This window comes from Sporolactobacillus sp. BBK16-2 (genome assembly GCF_059878335.1).
In genome coordinates this window covers 856,489-881,392 of record NZ_CM187611.1, presented here as the reverse complement: position 1 = coordinate 881,392, position 24,904 = coordinate 856,489, and the positions used below count along the sequence as shown (strand labels likewise).

General features: G+C 45.4%; 18 protein-coding genes and 1 other annotated feature. Of the genes, 4 read left to right on the top strand and 14 right to left on the bottom strand.

The window, feature by feature from the left end; genetic code table 11:
• Positions 1-6 precede the first annotated feature (6 nt).
• Positions 7-1,002: an ATP-binding cassette domain-containing protein gene (locus AC6F33_RS04420; protein WP_500777814.1), complete on the top strand. Its 996-nt coding sequence runs from the start codon at positions 7-9 to the stop codon at positions 1,000-1,002.
• Positions 999-1,820 (top strand): ABC transporter permease, encoded by an 822-nt coding sequence (locus AC6F33_RS04415; RefSeq protein WP_255747583.1) that lies wholly within the window; start codon positions 999-1,001, stop codon positions 1,818-1,820. The genes AC6F33_RS04420 and AC6F33_RS04415 overlap by 4 nt, the downstream gene beginning before the upstream one ends.
• Before the next feature lie 50 nt (positions 1,821-1,870).
• On the opposite strand, the gene AC6F33_RS04410 is transcribed toward AC6F33_RS04415, so the two are convergent.
• The 9 genes from AC6F33_RS04410 to AC6F33_RS04370 all read right to left on the bottom strand — a co-directional run bounded on the left by AC6F33_RS04410 (position 1,871) and on the right by AC6F33_RS04370 (position 14,232).
• Positions 1,871-3,157, bottom strand: a complete 1,287-nt coding sequence (locus AC6F33_RS04410; protein ID WP_480947667.1) for an MDR family MFS transporter — start codon at positions 3,155-3,157, stop codon at positions 1,871-1,873.
• 336 nt (positions 3,158-3,493) lie between these two features.
• Positions 3,494-4,480 carry a D-2-hydroxyacid dehydrogenase gene (locus AC6F33_RS04405; protein WP_500777813.1) on the bottom strand — a complete coding sequence of 329 codons (987 nt, stop codon included), beginning with the start codon at positions 4,478-4,480 and terminating at the stop codon, positions 3,494-3,496.
• 59 nt (positions 4,481-4,539) lie between these two features.
• The gene (locus tag AC6F33_RS04400; RefSeq protein WP_255747588.1) at positions 4,540-5,730 is read right to left on the bottom strand and encodes an MFS transporter; all 1,191 of its coding nucleotides are present in this window, start codon (positions 5,728-5,730) and stop codon (positions 4,540-4,542) included.
• Positions 5,731-5,890: 160 nt separating this feature from the next.
• A complete protein-coding gene (dat, locus tag AC6F33_RS04395) occupies positions 5,891-6,745 on the bottom strand; it encodes a D-amino-acid transaminase (RefSeq protein WP_255747589.1) in 855 nt (284 codons plus the stop codon).
• A gap of 757 nt (positions 6,746-7,502) precedes the next feature.
• Positions 7,503-8,564, bottom strand: coding sequence for an iron-containing alcohol dehydrogenase family protein (locus AC6F33_RS04390; protein WP_255747590.1), 1,062 nt, complete (start codon positions 8,562-8,564; stop codon positions 7,503-7,505).
• Positions 8,551-9,222 (bottom strand): MtnX-like HAD-IB family phosphatase, encoded by a 672-nt coding sequence (locus AC6F33_RS04385; protein WP_500777812.1) that lies wholly within the window; start codon positions 9,220-9,222, stop codon positions 8,551-8,553. Before AC6F33_RS04385 ends, AC6F33_RS04390 begins: the two co-directional genes overlap by 14 nt.
• Positions 9,223-9,511: 289 nt before the next feature.
• Entirely contained in the window at positions 9,512-10,096 is a 585-nt protein-coding gene (locus AC6F33_RS04380; RefSeq protein WP_255747592.1) for a competence protein ComK, read from the bottom strand.
• Positions 10,097-10,580: 484 nt separating this feature from the next.
• The gene (locus AC6F33_RS04375; RefSeq protein WP_500777811.1) at positions 10,581-11,645 is read right to left on the bottom strand and encodes a PTS sugar transporter subunit IIC; all 1,065 of its coding nucleotides are present in this window, start codon (positions 11,643-11,645) and stop codon (positions 10,581-10,583) included.
• Positions 11,646-11,904: 259 nt separating this feature from the next.
• Positions 11,905-14,232 (bottom strand): YfhO family protein, encoded by a 2,328-nt coding sequence (locus AC6F33_RS04370; RefSeq protein ID WP_255747700.1) that lies wholly within the window; start codon positions 14,230-14,232, stop codon positions 11,905-11,907.
• 272 nt (positions 14,233-14,504) lie between these two features.
• On the opposite strand from AC6F33_RS04370, the gene AC6F33_RS04365 reads away from it, so the two are divergent.
• A complete protein-coding gene (locus AC6F33_RS04365; RefSeq protein WP_500777810.1) occupies positions 14,505-15,200 on the top strand; it encodes a DNA alkylation repair protein in 696 nt (231 codons plus the stop codon).
• A gap of 6 nt (positions 15,201-15,206) precedes the next feature.
• Entirely contained in the window at positions 15,207-16,112 is a 906-nt protein-coding gene (locus AC6F33_RS04360; protein WP_500777809.1) for an aldo/keto reductase, read from the top strand.
• A 114-nt stretch (positions 16,113-16,226) separates the two neighbouring features.
• On the opposite strand, the gene AC6F33_RS04355 is transcribed toward AC6F33_RS04360, so the two are convergent.
• The 5 genes from AC6F33_RS04355 to AC6F33_RS04335 form a co-directional block, all read right to left on the bottom strand.
• A complete protein-coding gene (locus AC6F33_RS04355) occupies positions 16,227-17,066 on the bottom strand; it encodes an SAM hydrolase/SAM-dependent halogenase family protein (protein ID WP_480947671.1) in 840 nt (279 codons plus the stop codon).
• A gap of 70 nt (positions 17,067-17,136) precedes the next feature.
• Positions 17,137-17,407 (bottom strand) — a binding site (T-box leader).
• Between the two features lie 50 nt (positions 17,408-17,457).
• Positions 17,458-18,144 carry a YczE/YyaS/YitT family protein gene (locus AC6F33_RS04350; protein ID WP_255747598.1) on the bottom strand — a complete coding sequence of 229 codons (687 nt, stop codon included), beginning with the start codon at positions 18,142-18,144 and terminating at the stop codon, positions 17,458-17,460.
• 329 nt (positions 18,145-18,473) lie between these two features.
• Complete coding sequence (pepV, locus tag AC6F33_RS04345) at positions 18,474-19,880, bottom strand: dipeptidase PepV (protein WP_480947672.1); 1,407 nt, start codon at positions 19,878-19,880, stop codon at positions 18,474-18,476.
• A 765-nt stretch (positions 19,881-20,645) separates the two neighbouring features.
• Positions 20,646-22,022 carry a sugar phosphate nucleotidyltransferase gene (locus AC6F33_RS04340; protein WP_500777808.1) on the bottom strand — a complete coding sequence of 459 codons (1,377 nt, stop codon included), beginning with the start codon at positions 22,020-22,022 and terminating at the stop codon, positions 20,646-20,648.
• A 173-nt stretch (positions 22,023-22,195) separates the two neighbouring features.
• The gene (locus AC6F33_RS04335) at positions 22,196-24,757 is read right to left on the bottom strand and encodes an excinuclease ABC subunit UvrA (RefSeq protein ID WP_500777807.1); all 2,562 of its coding nucleotides are present in this window, start codon (positions 24,755-24,757) and stop codon (positions 22,196-22,198) included.
• Positions 24,758-24,904: the final 147 nt, after the last annotated feature.

Here is a 24,904-nt window from a genome sequence, read left to right as displayed (position 1 = left end):
AAAAAGATGAACAACGACTTGGACACTCACAATCAGCCGCTTGCCATTAAAGCAATCGGCTTAGTCAAACGTTTTGGGAAACACCGTGCTGTCGACGGCATCGATTTAGCCATCCCGCAAGGCATAGTTTACGGTTTTCTTGGCCCAAACGGTGCCGGAAAAACAACAACCATGAAAATGCTTGCCACCTTACTGAAACCCGATGAAGGCAGTGCTCAGGTCATGGGCCATGATCTGTTAAAAGAACCGGACGCCGTGCGTACGCACGTTAGCCTCACCGGTCAGTTCGCTTCAGTTGATGAAGACCTGAACGGAATTGAAAATTTAATTCTCATTGCACGACTGATGGGCTACTCTTCACGAATTGCGAAAAAAAGGGCGTCCGAACTTCTAGATGCGTTCGGTTTACAAGACGCCGCAAAACGACAGGTTAAAAAATATTCAGGTGGTATGAGGCGGCGCCTGGACATTGCGGCCAGCATGATCATACGTCCGGATCTGCTTTTCTTGGACGAACCGACAACCGGGCTTGATCCGCGCAGCCGCAACCAAATTTGGGATATTGTGCGCGCACTCGTCACCACCGGTACAACCGTGCTGTTGACCACGCAATATCTGGATGAAGCCGATCAACTCGCCGACCGAATCGCCGTTATTGACCATGGAAAAATTATCGCAGAGGGGACAAGCGGTGAACTCAAAGCATCGGTCGGATCTGGTGTGCTTCATGTACGGCTTCTCGACCCTTCGACACGTGCTCAGGCGCAGCAGCTACTCTCAGATGCACTCGGCACTCCCGTCCGTCTTTCCTCAGATCCTGCTGCACTTGCCGCGCAACTTGCAGGGACAAAGGCTGCATCAAAAGCACTTGCCGCGCTCGATGCGAATCAAATTGAGGTCAGTGAATTTTCACTTGGCCAGCCGAGCCTTGATGAAGTATTCCTAACGCTGACTGGTAAACCGGCAGAAAATGAAGAGCAGAAAGAGGGTGCGAAGTCATGAGCGAAGAGCAGAGCATGGCTAAAATGCGTGCCGCACTTGTTGAACAAGAACGTCCGCCGCGTCCAAACGGAATCGCGACATCGCTCACCTTCGCATGGCGCGCACTTTTGAAAATAAAATATGTACCGGAGCAGCTGCTCGATGTCACTTTTTTCCCGGTGATGTTCACGTTAATGTTTACCTATTTATTCGGTGGCGCGCTCGCCGGATCAACAAGTCAATACTTGCAGTTTTTAATTCCCGGTATTCTGGTACAGACGGTCGTTTTCACCACAGTATATACCGGCGTTTCTCTGAATGATGATATCTCTAAGGGAACATTCGACCGTTTTCGATCGTTGCCCATCTGGAGCCCATCGCCCTTAGTCGGTGCGCTCATCGCTGATACGGTGCGTTACACGATCGCTTCAATAATTGTGATCGTCTTAGGTTTGATTCTTGGATTCCGACCGGCAGGAACTATTCTTGAAATTATCGCAGGGATCATTCTTGTGCTGATCTTTGCGTTCAGTCTCTCCTGGATCTTTACCGTAATCGGGCTCATTCTGCAAACGTCGAAAGCAGTGATGGGCATCAGCATGACGCTGTTATTTCCGGTCACGTTTGCCAGCAATATTTTCGTTGATCCGGCGACAATGCCCGGCTGGCTGCGCGCAACAGTCAACGCCAATCCAGTTTCGATGCTGACCACCGCTGTCCGTGGGTTAATGGGCGGTCGCGTTGCATTTACTGAAATCATCTGGGTACTCATTGCCTCGGCAGTATTGATTCTCATCTTTTCACCAATCACGATGTATCTTTATCGAAATAAGCGATAATGAAACAGCAAAAAGGATGCGAGCCGGAAATCGGCTTCGCATCCTTTTTATTACAGATTGCTTGAATGACCCGACACGCTCAGCTTGCTTCGATCATACAGTGAGAACATTAAACCGTACATGATCATACCGAGAAAAGCAATCGTCCCGAGAATGACAAAAGTCCATGGGTAACCGAACCAAACAGTCATCGGTATGGCAATCGGAGCGAGTGTTCGTCCGAGTGAATAGCGCAAACCTGATGCTGCAAAATACTGAGCACGCAAATGTTTTGGAGCCAGCTTGGCAATGAAGCTGTCCTGCACACCAACCGTCATCAGTTCTGCCCAAGAAAAGAGTACAATGCAGAAGAGCAGCAGCCAGATGTTTTGCGTCGACCCCATCAGAATCATGGCAATTCCATAGCAAAGAGAAGACCCCATAAACACATTGCCCTCACGAAATTTCGTCATCCATTTGGTCACGATAACGGTCAGAAGCGCCACGCAAAGACCGTTCATTGATACCATAACACTGTACAGGTTTCTTCCGCTGATCGCTACTTGCCAATTTCCAAACGATAACAACGTTTGGAGCGGCACCTTATCGGTGGTGTACACTGCGATCAGCATATCAAGCTGCAAGAATGTCTGAGCGACCAGCACACCTGCCAATATGTAAAGTAGAAAAATGTGATCTGTGAAAATCACCCGATAATCGCCAAACTGATCAATCAAATGTTTCATCCAGTTTGGTTTTACCTTCTCTTGAATCTGTTCGGCTTGCGGCGCTGTCTCATGAATCCAGTGCTGCAGTGCCCAAATCAAGCCGGCGCTCACAGCGGTACAAATAAGTAAAAGCAGAAAACGATCACTGAAAAAGAAAACGGCACCTAAAAGCGGACCAACGACAACCGTGACATTAATCGACGTGTAAAATAATGCGAACACGCCTGCCCGGTGCTGCGCAGGAACGATATCGGCAATCATCGCGCTGCTCGCCGGCCCATACAGCTGGCCAAACAAACCAAGTAATGAAAAGCTGATAAACGTTACCCATGGCGATACAAACCAAGGTGAATTTGCATAAGCGAAAAATGCGAAGCACACCGTCTGGCCGATTGCGGAAAAAACCATCATCCGTTTCCGACCAAAGTGATCGGCACAATAGCCGCCGAAAAGTCCAAGAACAACACCTATAACTTGTGAAAGAATCAGCAGCAGTCCGGCCATTTCTTGGCCGAAATGCTCAGAAAAATAAATCGCCATAAACGGAAAATACATCCAGAAAAGAATATTGAATAGTCCTTCTCCGATGAATCGAACTTTTAAATTTATATCCCAGTCACGCCACTTCATTAAAATTACCACCTTTTTGCCAAACTAAAAAGAGTCCGAGCGCAGCAACGAAATGCTGAGCATCGGACTCTTTCAATCAAGTCATATAACGAGCACAGCTACGCTTTTAGGCAAATCACCATTCGGTTTTGAGACAAAACAAACATGGGCACCAATGCATTTATGTGTTTGTCTGCGGAAAAACGATACCGATTTTGCGTAACCATTGTTCAACCCTCATTTTCTTTTTAAGTGATTCAGATTTTCAAAATCTGATCAAAGAGCAGTCTTTGAATTATACTTCATTTGAATTCGAATGACAATCGGCGATCCGCTGACATCCGACAACTTAATCGTTTAGTAGCCGAGCATTTTGTTCACTGCATTAATTAAAGGACGTCCTTCACTGTATCGGTGCAGATTTTCAACAAAAAGATCCATGTACCTTTGCTCGTAATTGGAAGAATAGTAAGCCCGGTGCGGCGTGATGATCACATTATCCATGTTCCAGAATTGGTGTTTCTGCGGCAGCGGCTCAATTTCAAATACATCGAGCGCTGCACCAGCGATTGGACCGTTCGTTAAACAAACCGCAAGATCAGACTCAACAATCAGATTCCCACGACCGATGTTTACCAGATAACTTCCACTTTTCATGAGACTGAGCCGCTTTTTATCAAAGCTATGTATGGTTTCGCTTGTTGCAGGAAGTGCTAGGACAACGAAATCCGATTGAGCAAGCACTGCATCCATTTGATCCATGCCGACCACTTGATCGGCAGGATCGTGATCGCCATGCCTCTTTTGCGGATTTCTTCGGCAGCCGATCACTTTCATATCAAATGCCTTGCATCGGCGGGCTATTTCATAACCAATGTCCCCATAACCAATAATGCCTACTGTTGTTCCCGCCAAATCTCCGACGTTTGCTTCATCCCAAGTCCCGGCCATTTGTTTGCGAACAAAATGGGGCACCTTTTTCGCTAGAGCGGTGATCATTGCCAGCACATGTTCGGCAATCGGCACAGATGTACAGCCACGTGTATTGGTAATCATCAGTTCATGATCAACCACGTCCTTGCGCAGCATCATGTCGACACCAACACTGGCGGACTGAACCCATTTCAAGTTTTTCGCTTTTGGCAAAATTTTTAAATCATCACGATAACCGGCAGTCAACATCACATCACATTCAGCAAGTGCACTAAGCGGCTCAGGTTCCGGTGCTCCCGGCGTCCACGGATCGTAAACAATCTTTTGGCTAAGCTTCGAAAGCTCCTGCAATGCGTCATTGGATAACACATTTCGTATATAGATAATCGGCTCTATTGGATCGAACTGCATGAAAAAACCTCCTTCTGAAATGAATTCATCGATGTATGGATTTTTTGTTTTTGAATTATTTACTTCGCACTCAATTGCTTTTGACTGCCTCTATTGGGATGAGCGGTCAAAGTACCCTGCCTTGTAATCAACACCATAATGATACAAAGGACAATAAGCACCGATCCCCAAAAAGGAGCGGAGTCATGAAAGAAGAACAGCCAACCGGCAAGCAGCGGACCAATAGCCCTGCCCAGGCTGTCCGTGGATTGCTGCAAGCCCATCACCATTCCCTGTCCTATTGAATCCTGCTTAGACAGTAAAGATACAAGCGTGGGCTGTACCAGTGCGTTACCGATTCCGACCAGCGCGCAACCAAGAAAGATCATCCATACCGATCGAGATAGAGCAATGCATACATAACCGGACGCATTAATCATTGCGCCGATTTTTGCCGCATGCATCTCGCCAAGTCTGTTATAAATCGTACCCATGATAAATACCTGCAAGATCACTGCGGCCAAGGATTCCGTGCTGAATGAAAGACCGGTCTGGCTGGCGCTTGCGCTGAACCGTTCAATCATAAAATAGCCGAGCATTGAAAAGAATCCTGAAGCGGCGACAGCCATACCAAAGGTCATTAGAAACAGTTCCCAGCATCCTGGTTGAATCAGGATGCCAAGCGACTTAGCAAAAGACAGATTATCCTTCCGAATGGTTTTTCTTTTCGGTTCCTTAATAAAAAGGATTGCAAACGGGATAGTTATGAAACTAAGCATTCCCGCTATGAGAAAGGGCATGTTGATGCCAAACGGTGACAGCAAGCTCCCGACAACCGGACCACAAAGAAATCCAAGCGTATTGGCTCCTGCCATTTTGGCAATGACCGGTCCTCGTTGACGTTTATCGTACACATCGCTGATCATTGCATAGACGGCGGGCATCGCACCCGTTGAAACGATCGCACCGATAATTCGGATGAAAAGCAGCTCGGTATAGGTCGTGGCGAAAATCATCAAAAGAAACGCAACACCAAAACCGAAAAGGCCGAAGACAAGGACCGGTTTGCGCCCGAATTGATCAATCAATCGTCCCCAAAAAGGGACAATCACAAACTGAGCCACTGCCCATCCGGTGATCAGCGAGCCCATTTGAAACGAATTAAGGCCAAGGTGGGCAGCCAAATAAGGCAATGCCGGGAACACAATACCATAGCCCGTCATCGAAAGGAACATAATAAATGCGAGTAAATAAAACGAATGCTTTGCCATTGATGGTCATCCCTGCTTCAACTATGGTGTGCTTGCATGAAAAAACAGCTATTCGCTTCCGTTCGGGAACAGCTGCTTTGACTCCAACATTCTAAGCTTACAATTTTTTATTGAACATGCCGATCAATTCAGGCAACAGCCCTCGCATATTTTTCAATGATCAGGCATTCGCGATGAATTGTTCCACATCATGATTAAATGCGTCAAGCAAACGCAGAGTCATTAATCCCGGCTTTCCATCGCCAACGGGCTGGCCATCAATCTGGGTGACCGGTGTAACACGCACACCGGTGCTGGTAATAAATGCTTCATCCGCATTCCGTAATTCTTCTGTTGTAAACGTGCGTTCTTCAACCGGGATGCCAAGCCGTTCTGCAAGCTCCAGCACAAAAATACGCGTAATTCCGTTTAAGATGAAATGATCGGCAGGATGTGTAATCAGTACACCATCTTTGACCATGAATGCATTGCACGTTGTACCCTCCGTAACCACACCGTCACGATGAAGAATAGCATCATCAGATCCTTGTTCAAATGCTTCTTGATTGGCGAGCACGTTGCCGAGCAGGTTCAGCGTTTTAATGTCGCAGCGCAACCAGCGAATATCATCGAGAAGACTGACTTTAATGCCGTCTGCATGCAAATCCTCATCCTTTGATGTCGCTTCAATGCTCCCGGTCAGCACGCAATCAATCTTCTGCTCCGGAAAACGATGTTTCCGCGCAATCGCGCCTCTTGTAATTTGAAAATATACATAGCCGTAATCCATTTGATTTTCCCGAATCAACTTGTCCAGATTTTCGGCCAGATGGTCCGTATCATAAGGGAGTGAAAGTCTCAGCTCGCGTGCACTTCGATTCAATCGTTTCATATGCAGGTCAAGCAGGAACATTTTTCCATTATAAACACGAAGCGCCTCATAAATGCCATCGCCAAATTGGTAGCCGCGATCCTCCATATCTACCTTGCCTTGTTCTCTTGAAAGAAACGAATCATTATACAGAATTGTACTCATATTCCCTGCCCCTTCCTTATCTAGCTCCTTGCCAAGCTGCGTGTCGGATCAAAAAACTTTAATTCTTTCCAAATTAATTATAACTTGCGTAAAGCCGACACCACAACCACCAATATCGTGTCTATTTGATGTAAGAAAAACTTGGCAAAAAATGTCTGCTTCTTACTTTCACACGATGTGATGGCTTTCGCGTTGCAAACAGAACATATCGTAGTTAGCGAAAGCTCCTTTATCTCACTTCTGTTTCACTAAGCATTCTGATCCTTATAAGCAACAAATAAAATAAGCGGAATTTTTCCGCTTATATGCACCATGAAGCTTATTTCGCCGGTAAATAGGGGTAATTTTTCCGCTTATGCAAAGCAAATCCCTCTATTTTCATGTTTTTCGATTCGATAAGCGGAATTTTTCCGTCTATTTAAGCGATTTTTTCGCTCATTTTCTAAATAAGGGTAATTTCTCCGTCTATTTATCAGATAAGGCGCTTAACCTGATCACCCAACCGATACGTATGGATTGGGATTCAGCATCTTATGACCTTATCGTCGTGCCAGCGAGGCAAAACGATACATTTTATTTACCTGTAAAGAAAAACTTGGCGCAGCCAGGTCCTTAGACATCAGCTGAATCTCCTTTTGATCGAAATCTCTTTTCAATCTTATACGGGGGATATCGCTTATCTTTTTCTCTTTTATATAAAGAAAAGCAGAGACAGCCAATCGTCTCCGCTTCGTCAGCTTCATGCTCTTCAGTTTAGTTATGCTAGTATTTCTTTTAAAATCGGATCTTCATGCAAAATACGGTGTGCCCGCTCTCGATATTCAGCTACATGTAAGAACGTATAGCGCATCGGTTTCATTTCAGGAGCCCGGTCGATCGCCATATCAAAGTCAGCCATCGTCATGCCGACTGTTTTAGCGAATGTGAAGAAACCGGTATCTTGAAGCACCTTCGTGACGCGTTCATAGCGATGATTTTGAACCTTGCTCATCAAGTAGGTGGCAACTCCGACTTGAATGCCATGCAGCTGGGGTTTCTTCGAATAGGTGTCTAGCGCATGAGAGATCAGATGCTCGCTGCCGCTGGTCGGCGCACTGCTTCCGGCAATTTCCATTGAAATTCCGGCCATGGTCAATGAATCAACAAGCTCTTTGAGAAAAAGGTCGTCGCAAATTGTACCGAAATCGGTACGAACAAAACTGTTGACTGCCTTCTTCGAGAGCATCAACGCACAGTCATCCACACGTGTGTGTCCGTTCTTTTCTTCAAAAATCCAATCCTCAGCTGCCGTGATTTTCGAGACAAGGTCGCCTACTCCTGAATAAATAAAGCATTCCGGCGCATTTTTAACGACATCAATATCGATCAAAATTCCATAAGGCATTTTCGCATGTACAGATATGCGACGTCCGTGAATCGTTAAAGAAGTGTTCGAACTGGAGAAGCCATCATTGGACGTTGACGTCGGCACACTGATGAACGGCCATTTTCTTAGCAGTGCTGTGTATTTTGCCGCATCCAATGCTTTTCCTCCGCCAATACCGATGACCGCTTCAGTTTGAGCCGGCAGTTGGAATGCATGGTCGACAACGCTGTCTATATCAATATCGCTGACTTCTTTTGTTTCAAGAACATCGATCCCGGCTGCTTTCATTGATCCGAATACTTTCTCACCAAGCATATCGGTTAAGCCCATGCCAAAGAAAATAACGACCTTCTTAAATTGATGACGGCTGAGCAGTCGTCCGATCTCCGCCATATTTCCTTTCCGAACATCGAGCAAAGAAGGAACAACAATCTGATGATTATCGGCTCCCATTGATTATGGCCTCCTCATGAATATCGAGAAATTTCTCTATATCTTTAAAATTATTGATTGCTACATACTCTTTATTTTCCTGATCAAGCAACGGTTGAAGCTTCCCTTTAGCAAAAATTGTATCTGCCAGCATTGCTGCTTTCAAATCCGGAAGACTGTCTCCGGCAAAAAAGACCGTGTCATAATCCTTCATTAGATCGCGTGCCAATTTTTGCTTGTCAATCCCGTAGAGTTCTGAAAAATAGGCTCCGTTTGGGTCGGGACGTAATTGAATGCCTCTGTTCTCATAGACACCGGGATTGGAATATATTTTCACTCCTGTTATACCCTGTTTTTCAAAAATACGTTTAATGTAATAATCTGTACCAGCACTAATGACAACAAAATCACCGCCGAGCTTCTTGACCTTTTCAATAACCTTTTTCGCATCAGAATCAAAAGGAACGGCATCAATATCTTCGTCAATTTGGGCTTGATCACGATCTACAGAACGAAACAAACGGCTTAAATACTCGAGATCAGTCATGATTTTCTTATCCCAGTCATCGTAGAGTTTCTCGCGTTGATCTGCAAAATGGCGGTCAATGATCACGTGAAAAAAATCTTTATCGGATAAAGTTCCGTCAAAGTCGGAAAGAAAGAGGAAAGGTTTTGTCATATAATAAAACTCCTTTTTTCATTCTGTTATATTACAGAAATAGTATAACAGAAAAACAATCGTTTTGAATTTTATGGAAGCGCCGTCAATGTGTCGAAGTGATGACGTTCGGAAAATTATTTCTTCCTAGTATGCCTTATCAATTAACTTTTCATGTTGCAATTGGACATCGTCAACGATCGCAAAGAAAACTTGCCTATCTTTCCTATTTGTGTTTAAAAAAATACCCCAATGATTTTTAAGGATCATTAGGGTAAACTATTTTGTGAACTATTGTAATTTATTATGATTAGTCTTGGATAAATTCATCCTCAGACGGATTGGAATTTATATAGTAAGTACCGTTTTCCTTAATTCCGATTTTTTTCAGAGCTCTTTTCTTGTCTGCCTCATCAACCATGTTGTATGCCGAAATCCGTTCTCGCAACTGATGTCTGTACTGCATCGCACGCATGACGCGCCCGCTGAATGGTCCTGGGCTCATTGGCAATTCAACGATCTGTCCATTGGTCAAAGAAACAGCAACCTTACTCTTTTTATCCACTTCGCTCCATTGACGAACATGGATAAACGCAAGCCATGCACAACGATCCGAGCGTTCGGTCATTGAGGAAATGAAGACAATGCCCAATTCCCCGCATACACAAATAGGCGGCATACTTTTATAACCCATATCTACGGCTATTTTTTTTCGGCCTTTATAGGTTGACCCATAATAGCCGCATGACCGCTCGACAATAGCTTTCGGCAGTTCCATCACATAGTGTTCACAGGCTTCCTCAATAACCAACGTACCCATACTTCCATCGGAGAAACAATAAGGTAGCAATGCCATTGTTTCCGGACGGATGATGTAATGATTCAAAAGTTCCATTCACGCGCCTCTTTTCTTTGTTTGTTTTCCTTACATTGATTAATACTGCTCACAGACAAAAACGACTTTGCACGAATTTGGAATGAACCGCTCGCGTGGAAGAAATTCGGCGGTTCTCAATATGGAGAAAAACACTAGAGAATATTGCGTCTCTATGTTTGTACTTTTATTATAAAGTATATGTCCTTTAGCACAATACTTTATTCACACTATTTTCTGACATATTAATCTATTTTCACAATTTGTTCATAAATAGGCGCGAATATGTCCACTTTTGAACGTTTTCTCAGCATTAAGGGCTATGTGAGGGGCGACCATCCGTACACTAACAACCTGTTCGGACGAGAATACTGATCAAAATTCTCATTGGCATGAACACTCATCCAATAAGACTATTTTCCTATTCATCTATCCATTGCCAACATAAAAGACTCCAATGTCCGAGGACACGGGAGCCTTTGTTTTTATTCTCAATAAATTTTTATTATGCCTTTTCTCTATAATCTTCTTTTGAGTACAAGTGCAGCTTGGTGCGGCACAGCCATTCGAAGAACCAGCCGCATGCGAATGGAATGATAATAAAGACCAGAATAATAACCAGAAGATTGACCGCAGTTGCTCCGCCCGGCATGAAACGGATGGCATTGATTGGTCCGACGAGTCCGGAGAATCCGAATCCGGCGCTGATCGGCGTACCCTTAATTTGCAAAACAACCGCCAAAACACCAAGAACGGCTGCATTTAAAATGACCGGTAATAGAATAATTGGTTTGCGAACAATTGCTGCAATCATAATTTTCGGGGTTCCAAGCAGTGCCGAAAGTGATAGCCCGATTGGATTGACGCGCAGGCCGCCTATGAACATGCCGATTGCTGCGGCAACAACACCGAGATTACCTGCACCGGATGCAATACCGCTCATGCTGATGGCAGTCGCAATCGCAACGGTTGAGATCGGCGAAACGATAATGATTGAAAAACTGACAGCGACGAGAATTCCCATCAGAATCGGTGCAAGTACAAAATAACTGTCGACCAGCTGACCGACTGCCATGGTAATTTTACGAACATAGGGCAGAATCCAAAATCCGATACCTCCGGAAACCACACAAACAATCATCGGCAAGAAAAGCGGCGCAAAAGCCTTTAACTTGTCACCGACAATCAGGACAACGCCAACGGCAATGCTTGCGGTCAGCAGCGTATTGATCAAATCGCCCATACCGGTCACAAGGACACCGTTCGGCGTAAAATTCAATGCACCGGAACCAATATAAGTCGCTGATGCCACGGAAACCATTTGAATCGGATTGAATTTGAATCGAAACGCGATCGCTGTTCCAATCAGCAGTGGAACCGCAAACATGATGATTGTGACTATTTGTAAAATAAAACCGAAGATCGGCGCGTGTGGTGCGAGCGCTTTACATAGTTCACTTAGCAACGCGGACGGAACTAAGCCGGCGACAATCCCAATAGCGAGACCGGTCAGCAGATTATTCGTGTAGGACTTAACCGTCAGCCCTTCATTCTTCATCTCATTTGTCAACTTGAGTAACCTCCATCCTTCTGTTCGAGCATTCTTTATTTATATTGCCCATTCCCACAGTAATGAACCTGTGCATGCTATTCTACCAAGTAATCTCACATTTGTCGATACAACGCGTTGTATCATTAAAGTTTTATTGATGTCCAATCACGTTGATTGACATGAGAGCTGCAGCAAAAGGTCACATACTCAATAATTAGGTATTTAAGGTGCAAAAAAATGCCGAAATCACGAGTAACTCATGTTTCGGCATTCTGTCTTATTCATTTATATTTCGTGAAGGATGTACACGTCTACGGTAAAATAAGCGTTCTGATGACAGATAGACTGCAAACACAGCTGCCGAGAACAGAGCAATCACCGCACCGGATGCAAGCCCCGGTGTCCGATAATTGAATCGGATGTGGTTCTCACCATCGTTGACCGGAACAATCATCATTCCGTCTGCATCAATGATCGGTACAGAGATACCATTGACCTTGGCAGACCAGCCTTTGTCATAGGGAACGCTGAAAAAAGCAAATTTGTCCGTATTTGCCTTAATCTCTGCTGAAAAACCTCGGTGATCGCGACGGAACGAAGTCGACGATTCCTTCGCACGTGTCTGAAGATCCTGCCGATACTCTGCTTTTGTAGTCGTAAACATCTCGGACTCAGGCAGAGGCACAAGATAATTTTTCACCTTGGATACGTCACTGTCCTTAATAACCACTGCCCGGAGCATGACCTGCGGCTTATAATCATCCGTAATATGTTGAAACTGACTTTGCGTAATATAGTAGTCATAGGTAAAACCGATCGGTAAAACATCCTTGTTTTCATAGACATAGACCATCCCGGTACCGTTATAAAATTTCGTGTAGAGCGGGTAGCCTTCCATTTTTACCGTATTCACGAAAAAACGCTCAGAAAGTAATGGTTTGAGTGCATACGCATCCGTTGGAATGATCGTCTTCACCCCTCTGGGCGATCCGATTGACTTGTAAAATTCGAAAATAGATCCGTTCACCATACTGGTAAATGAATTAACCGTCGGCAAACCGGCAACCATTGCCAAATTCCATCCGTCATCACTGATACCGATGCGGTAGTCCTCCGTTTTCGGCAATCGCTGTTTCAATTCCCTACCTGTTTTGACCACAGTATCTTGAATGGCCTTTCCATCCTGATAATCATAAATACTGTGCGTCGCAAAAATATTGAAAAGTCCTAAACCGGAGCAAAAAATCACGGTCAAGGTCAGAGCGGATGCATGCCAGTGTTTGGCGCTGCGAAACCGCCAAACGAGATAATAGGTAGCCGCCAGGCCTGCCGCCGCTGCAGCCAAGTAAAAAAGGAATTGGTCATAGTGATAGACGGCGCTCCGCTGCGTCTCGCTCCAGGGATAGAAAAGAAGAAAAGCAGCCAGAGCCGCCAATGCGGATGCGCAAATCAGTAAACTTTTTTTCAATGGTATGGTCTCTCTCTGCTCGAGAGCCACCGCTGACATCAGGGCCATGACGAGCACAGGCATATAAAACCAGCGCGCGTAATACGACGCATTCAGAACATAGAACACGCTGTTTAGGAGCGGCACCCCCGCCATGATCAGGCAGCCGATCATCAGCCGCCGCATCCAATTTCTGCGACCGAGCATCAAAGCAAGCATCAGAACCGGACCGAACAAGGGCAAATAAGCGCTGCTCGATGAGAAATCCGACGGAAAGATTGCCGACTGATGCGGCATCAGATCCGCAGGCATGAGAAACGCTTTAATAAGCTCAAGATAACGGCTGCCCGTATAAACAAGTGCGTTTGGTCCGTACAAGAATGATTCCAGACGCGGATTCTGAAGGGTAAACAGGATGGCTGGAACAAATAATAGGCTCGCCATCCCGATTCCAAGCACGCCTTCCCAGACAATTCTCGGCAGGCGACGCAGATACAACTTCCAATCCTCCGACAAATAACGCAGCACATAGTAGAGAATCAAAAAGAACACTTCGCCAATGAAGAAAAAGAAGTTCAAGGCAGCGTTCAAGGCGACAGCCGCAGCGAACCAGCCCTTTTTCCGATCCAGCATCAGCCGGTCAAATCCGGCAAGGAGCAGCGGGAAAAAGGCGACCACATCATGGAAATGATTAAACATCAGATTGACCGCTGAAAATCCGGAAAAGGCGTATAGCAGCGCGCCAATCATAGCATATCTGCTGTCCGACACATAGCGGCGCATATAACCGTACGCCGTCATCCCGGCCACGCAATACTTTAATAAAAACATCGGACCGATGACATACGGAAAAAGTGAAGCCGGAAACAGCAAGCTCAGCCAGAAAAAAGGACTTCCCAACGTGTAAAAGCTGTAGGAAGCGATAAAATTGCTGCCGAGATCTGTTGACCAGTTCCAAAACCAGTCTCCGCTCTTGATCGCATGGTTGCTCAACATATTAAATGGAATCTGTTGATAGTTAAAGTCTCCGACTAATGTGAATAAGCCTTTATTGGCAATAATCGATGGGAGAAACATAATTCCGGAAGTGACGAGACAAAGTAGAAAGACCTTCATATAATCAGATTGAACAATTTTTTTCATAAACGCAGAACGCATCACGACACAGTAACTCCTTGTCTTTCATTCTCGCAAATTCGATTCATAACTTTTATTTTACAACAGTGGAATGAGTTATAAAGTTAAAATAGTTGGAAGATTCATTGAAAACGTGTTAAGTTTAACATCATATCATTCGTAAGTATCGTAAAATTGTGGGATGATTAGATGATCAATTCATGGGAGAGAGCAGGAATTTATTTTCGAATGATGCACTCATTTCGTTATACAAAGACTAAATCACCGATTTACATTAAGAGAGGTCATCGTACATGAACTTCGATATCCGACCGCTCATTACAGCGTTAGAAATCCATCAAAACAAAGAAAACGCCCAGCCAATGAAACACTACATGCGCGATCAATTCCCGTTCTTCGGCATTAAAGCTCCCGATCGGCGCGCCATCGTCCGCAATTTTATTAGAAATTATGGATTACCTGAATCGGACCAGCTTCCCTTTGCAATCAAACAGTTATGGAATCTTCCCATGCGGGAATGCCAGACAGCTGCGCTTGATTTGCTCGGATATGCTAAAAAGCAGCTGAAGGCTGATCATATGCCGTTATTGGAATGGCTGATCGTCACGAAATCATGGTGGGATACGGTTGACTATATTGCGCCTCAATGCTGCGGAACACTTTTTAAACACGATCCGTATTTGATTGAACTTTATGCGGACAAATGGATTGTTAGCCAAAATATATGGCTTCGGCGGGCGGCACTATTACATCAGTTGAAGTACAAGCAGATGACTAATGAAGCGCGCTTATTTCGATACATCCTGCTGAACGCGGACTCCGATCAATTTTTCATTCAAAAGGCAATCGGCTGGGTCCTTCGGGAATATTCAAAAACCGATCCGCATGCCGTGCAGCTTTTCATTCAGCAACATGAACTTAAACCTTTGAGCACTCGAGAAGGATTGAAATGGCTGAATCGCCATTATCTCAAAAGTAAAGGAGAATAATCATTCATGGAATGGAACGATGATGAACTGAACAGCGCAATGCGAGAAGTGAATAGACGGTCAATTAAGCTGCCTGACGGGGCTGAAATTCCGGTGATCGGCCAAGGTACTTGGCATATGGGGGAAGATCCGTTTAATCGCGCCTCGGAACAGGAAGCGCTCCGCCTCGGCGTTCGTTTGGGCTTAAATCTTATTGATACGGCGGAGATGTATGGCGAAGGGCGATCCGAATCGCTCATTGGTGAATCAATCACTGACATTCGTGACGATCTCTTTCTTGTAAGTAAGGCCTATCCCAATCATGCGACACGGAAAAAGCTTGCAGCAGCATGCGATCAAAGCTTGAAACGGCTCGGCACCGATCATCTTGATCTTTATTTGCTGCATTGGCGCGGGGCGACACCTCTCGAAGAAACAGTCCGAGGAATGGAAGAATTGAAACGTGCCGGTAAAATTTTACGCTGGGGCGTCTCTAACTTCGATACGAAGGATATGCAGGATCTATGGTCCGTTCCGGAAGGGAATAATTGTGCTGTAAATCAAATTCTCTATCATCTCGGCTCGCGCGGAATTGAGTATGAACTCCTCCCTTGGATGCGTGAGCACCATGTTACGGTCATGGCTTATTGCCCTTTGGCTGAAGGCGGGTCTCTTAAATCTCAACTGCTTAAAGACCCTGCCGTCGTTAAAGCTGCTACCAATCACCAGGCAACGCCGCTCCAAATTCTACTTGCTTGGGCAATCCGTAATGCTGAAACCGATGGAATTGTTGCTATTCCTAAAGCCGGTCGTCCGGAACATGTACTGCTGAATGCGCAGGCTGCAGCAATCCGACTGTCCAAAGAAGAACAGCATTCACTTGAGCTCGCGTTTCCGCATCCGTCCCGCAAACTGCCGCTGGATATCGTTTAAGGTACACCATAAAAATCAACGAACTGAGCCTCAAAAATTGGATTTCATCATCAATTTTTGGGGCTCAGTTCACAACTTAACGGAATTTTTATTTTTATCGAATTTTATGCTTGTTTACGCCTTTTCGATGGATATATGCCAATTTGTTCCTGTACCGATGCTGTACGCCTTCGCAAATGATCCTTGGTTAATGGCAATACCGATATTTTCAAGCGAATTGATGTAGAGTAATGGTTCGCCGATTGCCACCTCAGCAAAGGAACGCGCAAACACCATTGTATTTTTATAAACCGTACGCGTATCGTTCTTGATTTTGATCACCAATCGATCGCCGCGTGCCACGTCTAATTCATGAAAAAGATTGTGATCGATATTTGTCCAAAGATTGCCGAATCGAACGTCAAGAACATCAATCGTTCCAACTACCTGGCTGCCTTCACGATACGAGGGAATAATCGGCAATTCAACAAGTGAATCAACCGGAACGGGCACTCCAAACTGTTCATAATCAATAATCCCGGAAGCCAGCTTTGCACCATTGAATGCATAGATATCCCTTCCAAAGAACGTAAATGATTCGCCCGCTGAAGGTAATTTATTTGCTTTTTCATCGAAGGTACGCACACTCTCGATACCCTCGATTCGTTTAATATGCGTGAGCGTACCATTGTCCGGAGTGATGATGAATTGGTTGCGTCGTGTTCGAGCGATCACACTGCGGCGTGCGGCGCCGACTCCGGGATCAACAACGGATACAAACACCGTTCCCTCTGGCCAGTAATCAATGGTTTGACGCAATCGGTAGGAGGCTTCCCAAATATTATACTGTGGGATGTCATGTGTCAGATCATATATTTTTAATGTCGGATCGACTGAATTCGCTACACCGTACATTGCACACACTGCGCCGTCCACAAGTCCGAAATCCGTTTGAAACACAAGAGCTTTACCCATTCCAATCACCTTTCCTTTTCCTTATTCTTAACTTTTTTCTCAACCAAAAACCCCCATCCTTAATCGATTGACTAAGGACGGGGGTTATTCCGCGGTACCACCTTGTTTTTACCGGACACTCACGTGACCGATCTCAGCGAGTACATCTGCACGAATGGTGCGTATACTCCGGTTTTTGCAACAAGAACCTTAACTCGTCATGACTTAACTTCGGAAAAAGCCGTCGTTCGTTCATGCAGCTCAGAGGCCATGTTCGAGATTTGTTTTTACTCCTTTTCACCAAACGGAGCTCTCTGTGGAAAAACGGTACACTCTCTACTTCTTCTCTTCATCGCTTTTTTATTTTTGTACATTTATTATTAGTCGTCTTAAAACGATTGTCAAGCAATTGTTATGCTTTTGAGTGCTTTACCCTATGAAACACTTGCGGCAAATGAACATGCATGTGCTGCATTGCTTCACGATTCAAGTGCAGATGAATGCAGCGATCAAAAAACAGGATAAAATAACCCATGCACAGGAAACTGACCGCCGTTCCAAAATTAATGCCAAGTAATTGATGGCGGAACAGCCCGATAGACAACCCTAATGCGAGAGGAATGCCAAGTGAAATACGCTGTGCAAGCACTACATTACCCTTCAAATAGTTCTCACGCAAGATTTTAAGCAAATCATCAAAGGGGTGAAGCACCAGGTTGACTTTAAAATAGATGGACAGCGCTGCTGCAATACAAAGAACACCGAAGACACAAACACTAATGCGAAGCACCCAGCCGTTCAGCGTCACCGATTGCATAACAAAGAGCCATGCATCAATTAAATAACCGAAGGACAGCATATAGAGAAAATTAAACACATCCTTGATTCCATTCCAATGCCGTCTGAGAAGATCATCTGCGATCAGAACGATAATGCCCATAATGATCAGGACATTTCCCACCGTCAAGCCTGTAGCATTCGAAATATTGATGCTCGCCGCCGTCCATGGTGCCGAACCGAACGCTGCCTTCACCGTCAGTGCATTCCCGAACGCATTCAAGAATACGGAAAGAAACAGCCAAAACACACCTTTTGCCATTGCTTTTCATTCCTCCATCAAGCTGTCATGTCATTGTCACCGCCGAGGGTCAGGTCATCTCTTCCTTTTCACCGTCTGTCAAACTTCCATCCTAGTTATACAACCAAATGCATGAACACGCATTATTTTTGCTTATCACGGTTCGGAAGCTTGAAAAATAAACTTTAATTTCTTACTCACACATTCTATCAAGTTCTGTCTAAAAATGTAACCACTAATTTACCTGGAAGTGCAATAAATAAATAACGAGGAAAAAAGCATTCACTTTTCCTCGTTATAACTATTGCTATTCTATGCAATTAGGTTTTGATAATCGCTTAGGCATCCATTTATTTTTCAAGATTTCCCAGTTCAGCCATTGCGTCCGCATAAATTTCCGACGCAAGCAGCAGATCGTCCACCTTGACATGTTCATCCACTTGGTGACCGGTGTACGGATAGTTCGGCATGCAGGCACCGAACGCAACTCCGGCATCAAGATATTGAGCATAGGTGCCGCCTCCGGATGTCAGTAATTCAACATCCTTAAGACCCATATGTTTTTCATAAACGTTCTTCAAAATTTGTACTGCCGGATGCTTCGGATCCATGTACAGCGGTTTGCTTGTTCCAAGTTCTCCGATAGAAAGGCCAAGCTTCTCAATTGAAGCGGTGAGCGTCTTGGTTAATTCATCTAATGACGCTTTGATTGGGCAGCGAATATCGAGCGAAACGGTACCGCCTTCTTCTCCAAAACGGATGACACCGGCGTTCACGGTCAGTTCACCGGAAATGTCGTCATGATACTTAATTCCAAGACGTTCGCCGCCGAAGTCGTTATTCAGCGTATCAGCAAGCAAATCAACAAATGCCTTTTCTGTTGGAATAAGCGGCAGATCTTTTAATGCGGCAGCGAGCAGAAATGCCGCATTAACACCCCCAGCCGGCTCCGATCCGTGTGCCGATTGACCTTTTACTGTCAACTTTATTCCCTGTTCTGTTTTTTCCTCAGTGAACGGTACCTTTTTTGCTTTGAGTTCATCTTGAACATGTCCGGACCATTTTTCTGCTTCCGTACCTTTCAATATAGCGTAAGCCTGGTCTGGAACCATATTGATGCGTTCGCCAGAGTAGAAGGAAGCGATATGCACCGGAGCGTCACCGGCAGCCTGCGGGAGTTTGATCCAGGCGCGAATCTGACCTTTTTCAGCAAAAATCAATGGGAATTCTGCATCAGGAGCAAATCCGAACAGTGACATAGGTTCGAGTTCATTGTACTTTACCATACATTCGCAGCCGCTCTCTTCGTCTGTTCCGATCACAAGGCGGATTCGATTTTTAACGGGTACGCCGGATTCCTTCAATGCTTTGAGCGCGTAATAAGCGGCCATCGTCGGGCCTTTGTCATCAATTGCTCCCCGTGCATAAAGAGTACCGTTTTCAACGTATGCGGTAAACGGATCATGCGCCCATTTGCCGGTCGCAGGCACGACATCCACATGACCGAGCACTGCAATGTAATCCTCAGCATCTTCCGGACCGTACTCAATGTAGCCGGCGTAGCCCTGGAGCATTTTTGTGCGGAATCCGTCTCTGTCACCCATTTCCAGTATTTTTTTCAATGCAGCAAGCGGACCCGGTCCGAATGGTGCGCCCTCCTTTGCCTGAGTTGCATCCTTCGTGCTCGGAATCGAAATGAGCGCGGAGAGATCTTTCAAAAATGCATCTTTATTTGCCTTAACATTCAATTGACTCATTTTTTTACCGTCCTTTTTATCCAATAGTTACGATGTTTGCAAGCATTCAAGCTATGGCCAACGATCACAAACATTCATCTATTAAGCATTCTAGCACAAAGCAGTAAGCAAGGAAAAATCCGGAAAAAGTAAATGCTGCTTAACTCAGCAACTATTGAGTAAATCTCTGTTGCATGGTAATTACGCACTGCGCAGTATGCAGTGAAGTTAATGAGAAAAGTGGTGAAATACAAAAGTTAAAGCTAATCCGTGAAAAGTGAAAGCTAATGATGGAAAACTTAAAGCCAACCTACCGAAAGTGAAAGCTAACCTCAAAAGTTAAAGCTAATTTGAGAAAAGTGAAAGCCAACAATGGAAAACTTAAAGCCAATCCTCCAAAAGTTAAAGCGAAATTATGAAATTCACAAAATGTATGAGACAATCGCGTTACTCTGCTTCATTCGGTCTAACTTTCACCAGGTTCGGTCTGACTTTCCATCGGTTCGGCCTAACCTCTACTTTTCGGTCTAATTCTCACTAGATTCGGTCTAGCTTTCCCTGGATTCGGTCTAACTTCTTCTCTTCAATTCAGCTTTCTTAATATTATTAGTGTTTTTTCAATTGATACGATGTTGCGCCTCTTCCGTCTACTGCGAACTAAAAAGATAACAAATCGTTTCCCAGTAATTCTTAATTAATGAACCATAGATTATGATCGGGACACTGTGTAAAATTTCAGCCAAAAAAAGCGGATAGGTTCGCCTATCCGCTCAGCTTGCATCTTTTTTATCCGCGAACCTGTGAACAGTTCGCTTCGATTTCTTCCCACTTCATGTACTTGCGATCAATGTCTTCTTCAATCAGCTGACTGCCGATCTGTACCTCGATCAATTCGAGTGCATCATCAGCTTTAATTGCATGAAGCGTTTCGGCTGTAACGATGACCACATCGCCAGGCTTGATCGAACGGATCACGCCGTTTTCCGCATAGCGGCCATTCCCCTTGACGATCGTCCATACTTCCTTGCGCATATGATGGCAATGGTAGCTGAGATTGGCACCAGCTTTAATCACGATCTTTTTCGTCAGTACTTCTTCATTATTAACCGAGTACCGTGAATAATCGAGAACGCGATAGGAACCCCATTGGCGTTCTTCATACATCGGGCGCTGGTCAAAGCCCTTCATTACTTCTTTTATGCGCGGACTTTGTTCTTTATCCGCAACAAGAATACCGTCCGGGCTGACTGCAACAATCGCATTTGAGACGCCGATTACCGTCACCGGCAGATCAAGCTCGTTAATAAGATTCGTGTTTGCCGAATCATCACTGATAATTCCTTTACCGATCTGTTTTGTCGCCATTTCTTCAGTCAAAGTGTTCCAAGTGCCGAGGTCTTTCCAGAACCCTTCATAAGGCAGCGCAACAATGTTTTTCGCCTTTTCAACAACTGCGTAGTCAAAGCTGATTTTCGGCAGCTTGGCAAATTGTTGTGAAAGCTCCTCATAGTTAAGCGGCAGGCCCAGCGATTCCAAAATGGAAATGACATAGTTCAGACGGAATGCAAATACACCGCAGTTCCAAAGAGCGGAATCTTTAATCAGCGTTTCCGCCAGTTCCGTAGTTGGTTTTTCAGTGAAATGATCCACTTTTATAAATGATTTATTTTCGCCTTTAACAGGAACAATATAACCATATTTTTCCGAAGGGTAGGTTGGTTTGACACCCATAAGTGCCAAATCTGCCTTCGTTTCATCGAGTAATTTCTCTAAGTCAAGGATTCGTTTAAAAAATGCGGTATCGACATAAGGATCGACCGGCAGTACAGCAACCGCATCGTCAAGAGAAGCGTCCGTCATGGTATATAAATAGGAAGCCGCAAGTGCGATTGCCGGAAAGGTATCACGACGTTCCGGTTCAACGATTAAAGGCACATCCTTACCAAGCTGGTTTTCAAGCATCTCCACTTGGCCCTTTCCCGTCGCAATCACTGTTGATTTTCCAAGTCCCACTTCGTTCAACTGGCCGAACACCCGCTGAACCATTGAAGACAGCTTCTTATCTTGGTCTTCAAGCACTCTCAGAAATTGTTTGGATCGTGCATCATTAGACAATGGCCATAATCGTTTTCCTGACCCGCCTGATAGCAAAACTAATCGCATGTTAACTCTCTCCTCATGATCTTTTATTACATAGACTGAGTCGCGATCAAATTCTATGTAATTAGCTCTTTATATTTTTATCTGAACCTTGTTTTGCAATAAAAAAATAACGTTGACTGATTCTATTATGCCACTAAAAGGAAATAACGATCAATACTCATCGGCCAAATCACCTATTTGGATACCATGCGCATTCGATTGGCAAGATAATTTCCGGTAAGACTTTCCGAAATCTTCGCAACCTGCTCAGGAGTACCTTCGGCAACAACTTTCCCTCCGGACGGGCCGCCGCCGGGTCCTAGATCGACGACATAATCACAATTTGCGATCAAATCAGGGTCGTGGTCGATGAGAATAACCGTAGAATCCTCAGCCATTAAGCGATCCAATACCCCGAGCAGCATTTCAATATTTTGCGGATGCAGCCCTGTTGACGGTTCATCAAGTATATAAAGCGTTCCCTGATGATGCTTCTGCAGTTCACCGGCAAGTTTCATTCGCTGCGCTTCACCGCCGGAAAGTCCCGGTGTCGGTTCACCGAGCCGTAAATAGCCGAGTCCGACGCTCTGAAGAAGACGGAGTGGTTCGACCAATCCAGGAACATCAGCGAAAAACCCAGCTGCTTCATCAATGTTCATCTCCAATACATCGGCAATCGACTTGCCGCGAACGTTTATTTTCAAAGTCTCCGGCTCGTAGCGTGTGCCGCCGCAATGCGGACAGCGGACGCGCTGCTCCGGCAAATACTGCATGTCAAGCGCCATCTCTCCTCTTCCTTCACAGACCGCACAACGTCCGCCTTTCACATTAAAGGAAAAATAGCCGGCATCCCATTTCCTGCCTGCCTCTGCTGAAGCCTGGGCAAACAGGTTACGAATTAAATCAAAAATGCCGGTATACGTCGCCGGGGTAGAACGTGCATTGCGTCCGATCGGTGCCGCATCAACAACGAGAATACGCCGGATTTCGGCTGCACCGGTCAATTGGCTGACACATGTCGGCAGACTCGTTTTATTGAGATGCGTACGGATTGCCGGAACGAGTGCTCCTTGAATCAACGCCGTCTTTCCCGCTCCGGAAACACCGGTCACCGCTGTCATTCGATTAAGCGGAAAACGTGCTGTTACGTCATGAAGATTGTGTAGATCATGAACGCTTATCTCAACAAAGGAATGATTTTGTTTAATAGAGCGTTGTTTCCGGCCATGTACCATCCGCCGCCTTGATAAATAATTGCCGGTCACTGAATTCGGCATATGTGCCACCTGATTCGGTGTCCCTTCAGCGACAACCTGCCCGCCTCGTTCGCCCGCTTGCGGTCCCATCTCGATCATGTAGTCGGCTCCGCGAATGATTTCCAAGTTGTGGTCAACGACAACCAAGCTGTTGCCATTCGTAACCATTCGCCGCATAATCCGCTGCAAACCGGCTACATTAGCCGGATGCAGACCGACAGATGGTTCATCAAGTACATAAAGGATGCCTGTTGAATGACTTTTGGCCATATTAAGCAATTCAAGCCGCTGACGTTCACCTGTTGAAAGTGTTCCACCGGACCGATCCAGCGTTAAATAACCGATTCCAAGCTCCAGCATCGGATCAATTTCCCGACGCATACCCTCAGCAAGTTTCTCTGCGACAGGCCGAAGCGGCGATTCCAAATGGTTCGGTAATTCATCTGTAAAATGCTTCAGCTCATTGATGGTCAATGCTGCGGCTTCTGCAATAGACAAACCACCTAACCGCGTAAGCAGCGCTTCCGGTCGCAGGCGTGTTCCATGACAATGCTCGCATGGACGCACGCTTAGAAATTTTTTCATGCGTGCATACCGTGTCTGATTGCGGTCGCCGGCGAGCGATTGCCGTACTGCTTCGACTGCATTGTCATAGGTAAACGTGATCGGATACTCCTCGCCTGTTTCACTGTTGTGAAACGTGAGCGGTCGCTTTGTCTGTTTGCCGCGCAGGACAATCTCCTGTTCTTTTTTGCTCAATTTCTGCCATGGCACATCAATGCGCACGCCAAGCTGTGCGACGAGCCGCACTGTGTAGCCTCGGCCCGCGGCGCGCCATGAGGCAACTGCGCCTTGACGAATCGTTTTATTAGGATCTGCGATTACAAGTGCGGGGTCCACCTCCGCACGTTCGCCGAGTCCGCCGCATACAGGACACGCACCAAGCGCAGAATTGAATGAAAACGTTTCGGCACTTGGAAGAGGAAACGACGTGCCACATTCCGGGCACACACATTCTTCATTTAAAATAGCTGTCAGAGACGGATTAACTCTATGTCCTTTGGGACATTGATGTGTCCCCAATCGAGAAAACATAAGCCTCAGAAGGTTATAAGTCTCCGTCACGGTTCCGACCGTACTGCGACGACCAAGCATTGGAGGACGCTGGCGCAGGGCAAGCGCTGGCGGAAGAAATTCAATTTTCTCCGCATCTGCGCGCTCCATCTGATGAAGTTTACGCCGTGTGAACGCCGACAGTCCTTCAAGATAACGGCGGCTGCCTTCAGCATAAAGAACCCCCATTGCAAGTGAGGACTTTCCCGATCCAGAGACACCGGCGATTGCAACCTGTTTTCGCAACGGTATCTGAACGGTCACATCCTTCAAATTATGTGTGTGGGCACGAACTATATTAATCGTTTGCGGCAAGTTTTCGTTGCGTCGATACATGATACACGTAATGGGCAGCGGATCACGTCTCCGCGACACGCATTCACTCATCCTTCCTCCCATCAAAAAATGATTCTGCTTTCATTATAGCTTTTTTGATCCTTGTCCACTCATATAACCTGATTTTGGGAGTAATTCAACTTTTTTCAGAAAAAGCCTTGCATTATTAATCTGTACTGGGTATAATATTTCTTGTTC

Bases quoted from the DNA above. Each gene is read 5' to 3' on its own strand.
- AC6F33_RS04410 (WP_480947667.1), bottom strand. From the start codon at position 3,157: ATGAAGTGGCGTGACTGGGATATAAATTTAAAAGTTCGATTCATCGGA.
- AC6F33_RS04415 (WP_255747583.1), top strand. From the start codon at position 999: ATGAGCGAAGAGCAGAGCATGGCTAAAATGCGTGCCGCACTTGTTGAA.
- pepV (WP_480947672.1), bottom strand. From the start codon at position 19,880: ATGAGTCAATTGAATGTTAAGGCAAATAAAGATGCATTTTTGAAAGAT.
- AC6F33_RS04400 (WP_255747588.1), bottom strand. From the start codon at position 5,730: ATGGCAAAGCATTCGTTTTATTTACTCGCATTTATTATGTTCCTTTCG.
- AC6F33_RS04335 (WP_500777807.1), bottom strand. From the start codon at position 24,757: ATGAGTGAATGCGTGTCGCGGAGACGTGATCCGCTGCCCATTACGTGT.
- AC6F33_RS04360 (WP_500777809.1), top strand. From the start codon at position 15,207: ATGGAATGGAACGATGATGAACTGAACAGCGCAATGCGAGAAGTGAAT.
- AC6F33_RS04405 (WP_500777813.1), bottom strand. From the start codon at position 4,480: ATGCAGTTCGATCCAATAGAGCCGATTATCTATATACGAAATGTGTTA.
- AC6F33_RS04370 (WP_255747700.1), bottom strand. From the start codon at position 14,232: ATGCGTTCTGCGTTTATGAAAAAAATTGTTCAATCTGATTATATGAAG.
- AC6F33_RS04390 (WP_255747590.1), bottom strand. From the start codon at position 8,564: ATGGGAGCCGATAATCATCAGATTGTTGTTCCTTCTTTGCTCGATGTT.
- AC6F33_RS04380 (WP_255747592.1), bottom strand. From the start codon at position 10,096: ATGGAACTTTTGAATCATTACATCATCCGTCCGGAAACAATGGCATTG.
- AC6F33_RS04420 (WP_500777814.1), top strand. From the start codon at position 7: ATGAACAACGACTTGGACACTCACAATCAGCCGCTTGCCATTAAAGCA.
- AC6F33_RS04355 (WP_480947671.1), bottom strand. From the start codon at position 17,066: ATGGGTAAAGCTCTTGTGTTTCAAACGGATTTCGGACTTGTGGACGGC.
- dat (WP_255747589.1), bottom strand. From the start codon at position 6,745: ATGAGTACAATTCTGTATAATGATTCGTTTCTTTCAAGAGAACAAGGC.
- AC6F33_RS04340 (WP_500777808.1), bottom strand. From the start codon at position 22,022: ATGCGATTAGTTTTGCTATCAGGCGGGTCAGGAAAACGATTATGGCCA.
- AC6F33_RS04365 (WP_500777810.1), top strand. From the start codon at position 14,505: ATGAACTTCGATATCCGACCGCTCATTACAGCGTTAGAAATCCATCAA.
- AC6F33_RS04385 (WP_500777812.1), bottom strand. From the start codon at position 9,222: ATGACAAAACCTTTCCTCTTTCTTTCCGACTTTGACGGAACTTTATCC.
- AC6F33_RS04350 (WP_255747598.1), bottom strand. From the start codon at position 18,144: ATGGCAAAAGGTGTGTTTTGGCTGTTTCTTTCCGTATTCTTGAATGCG.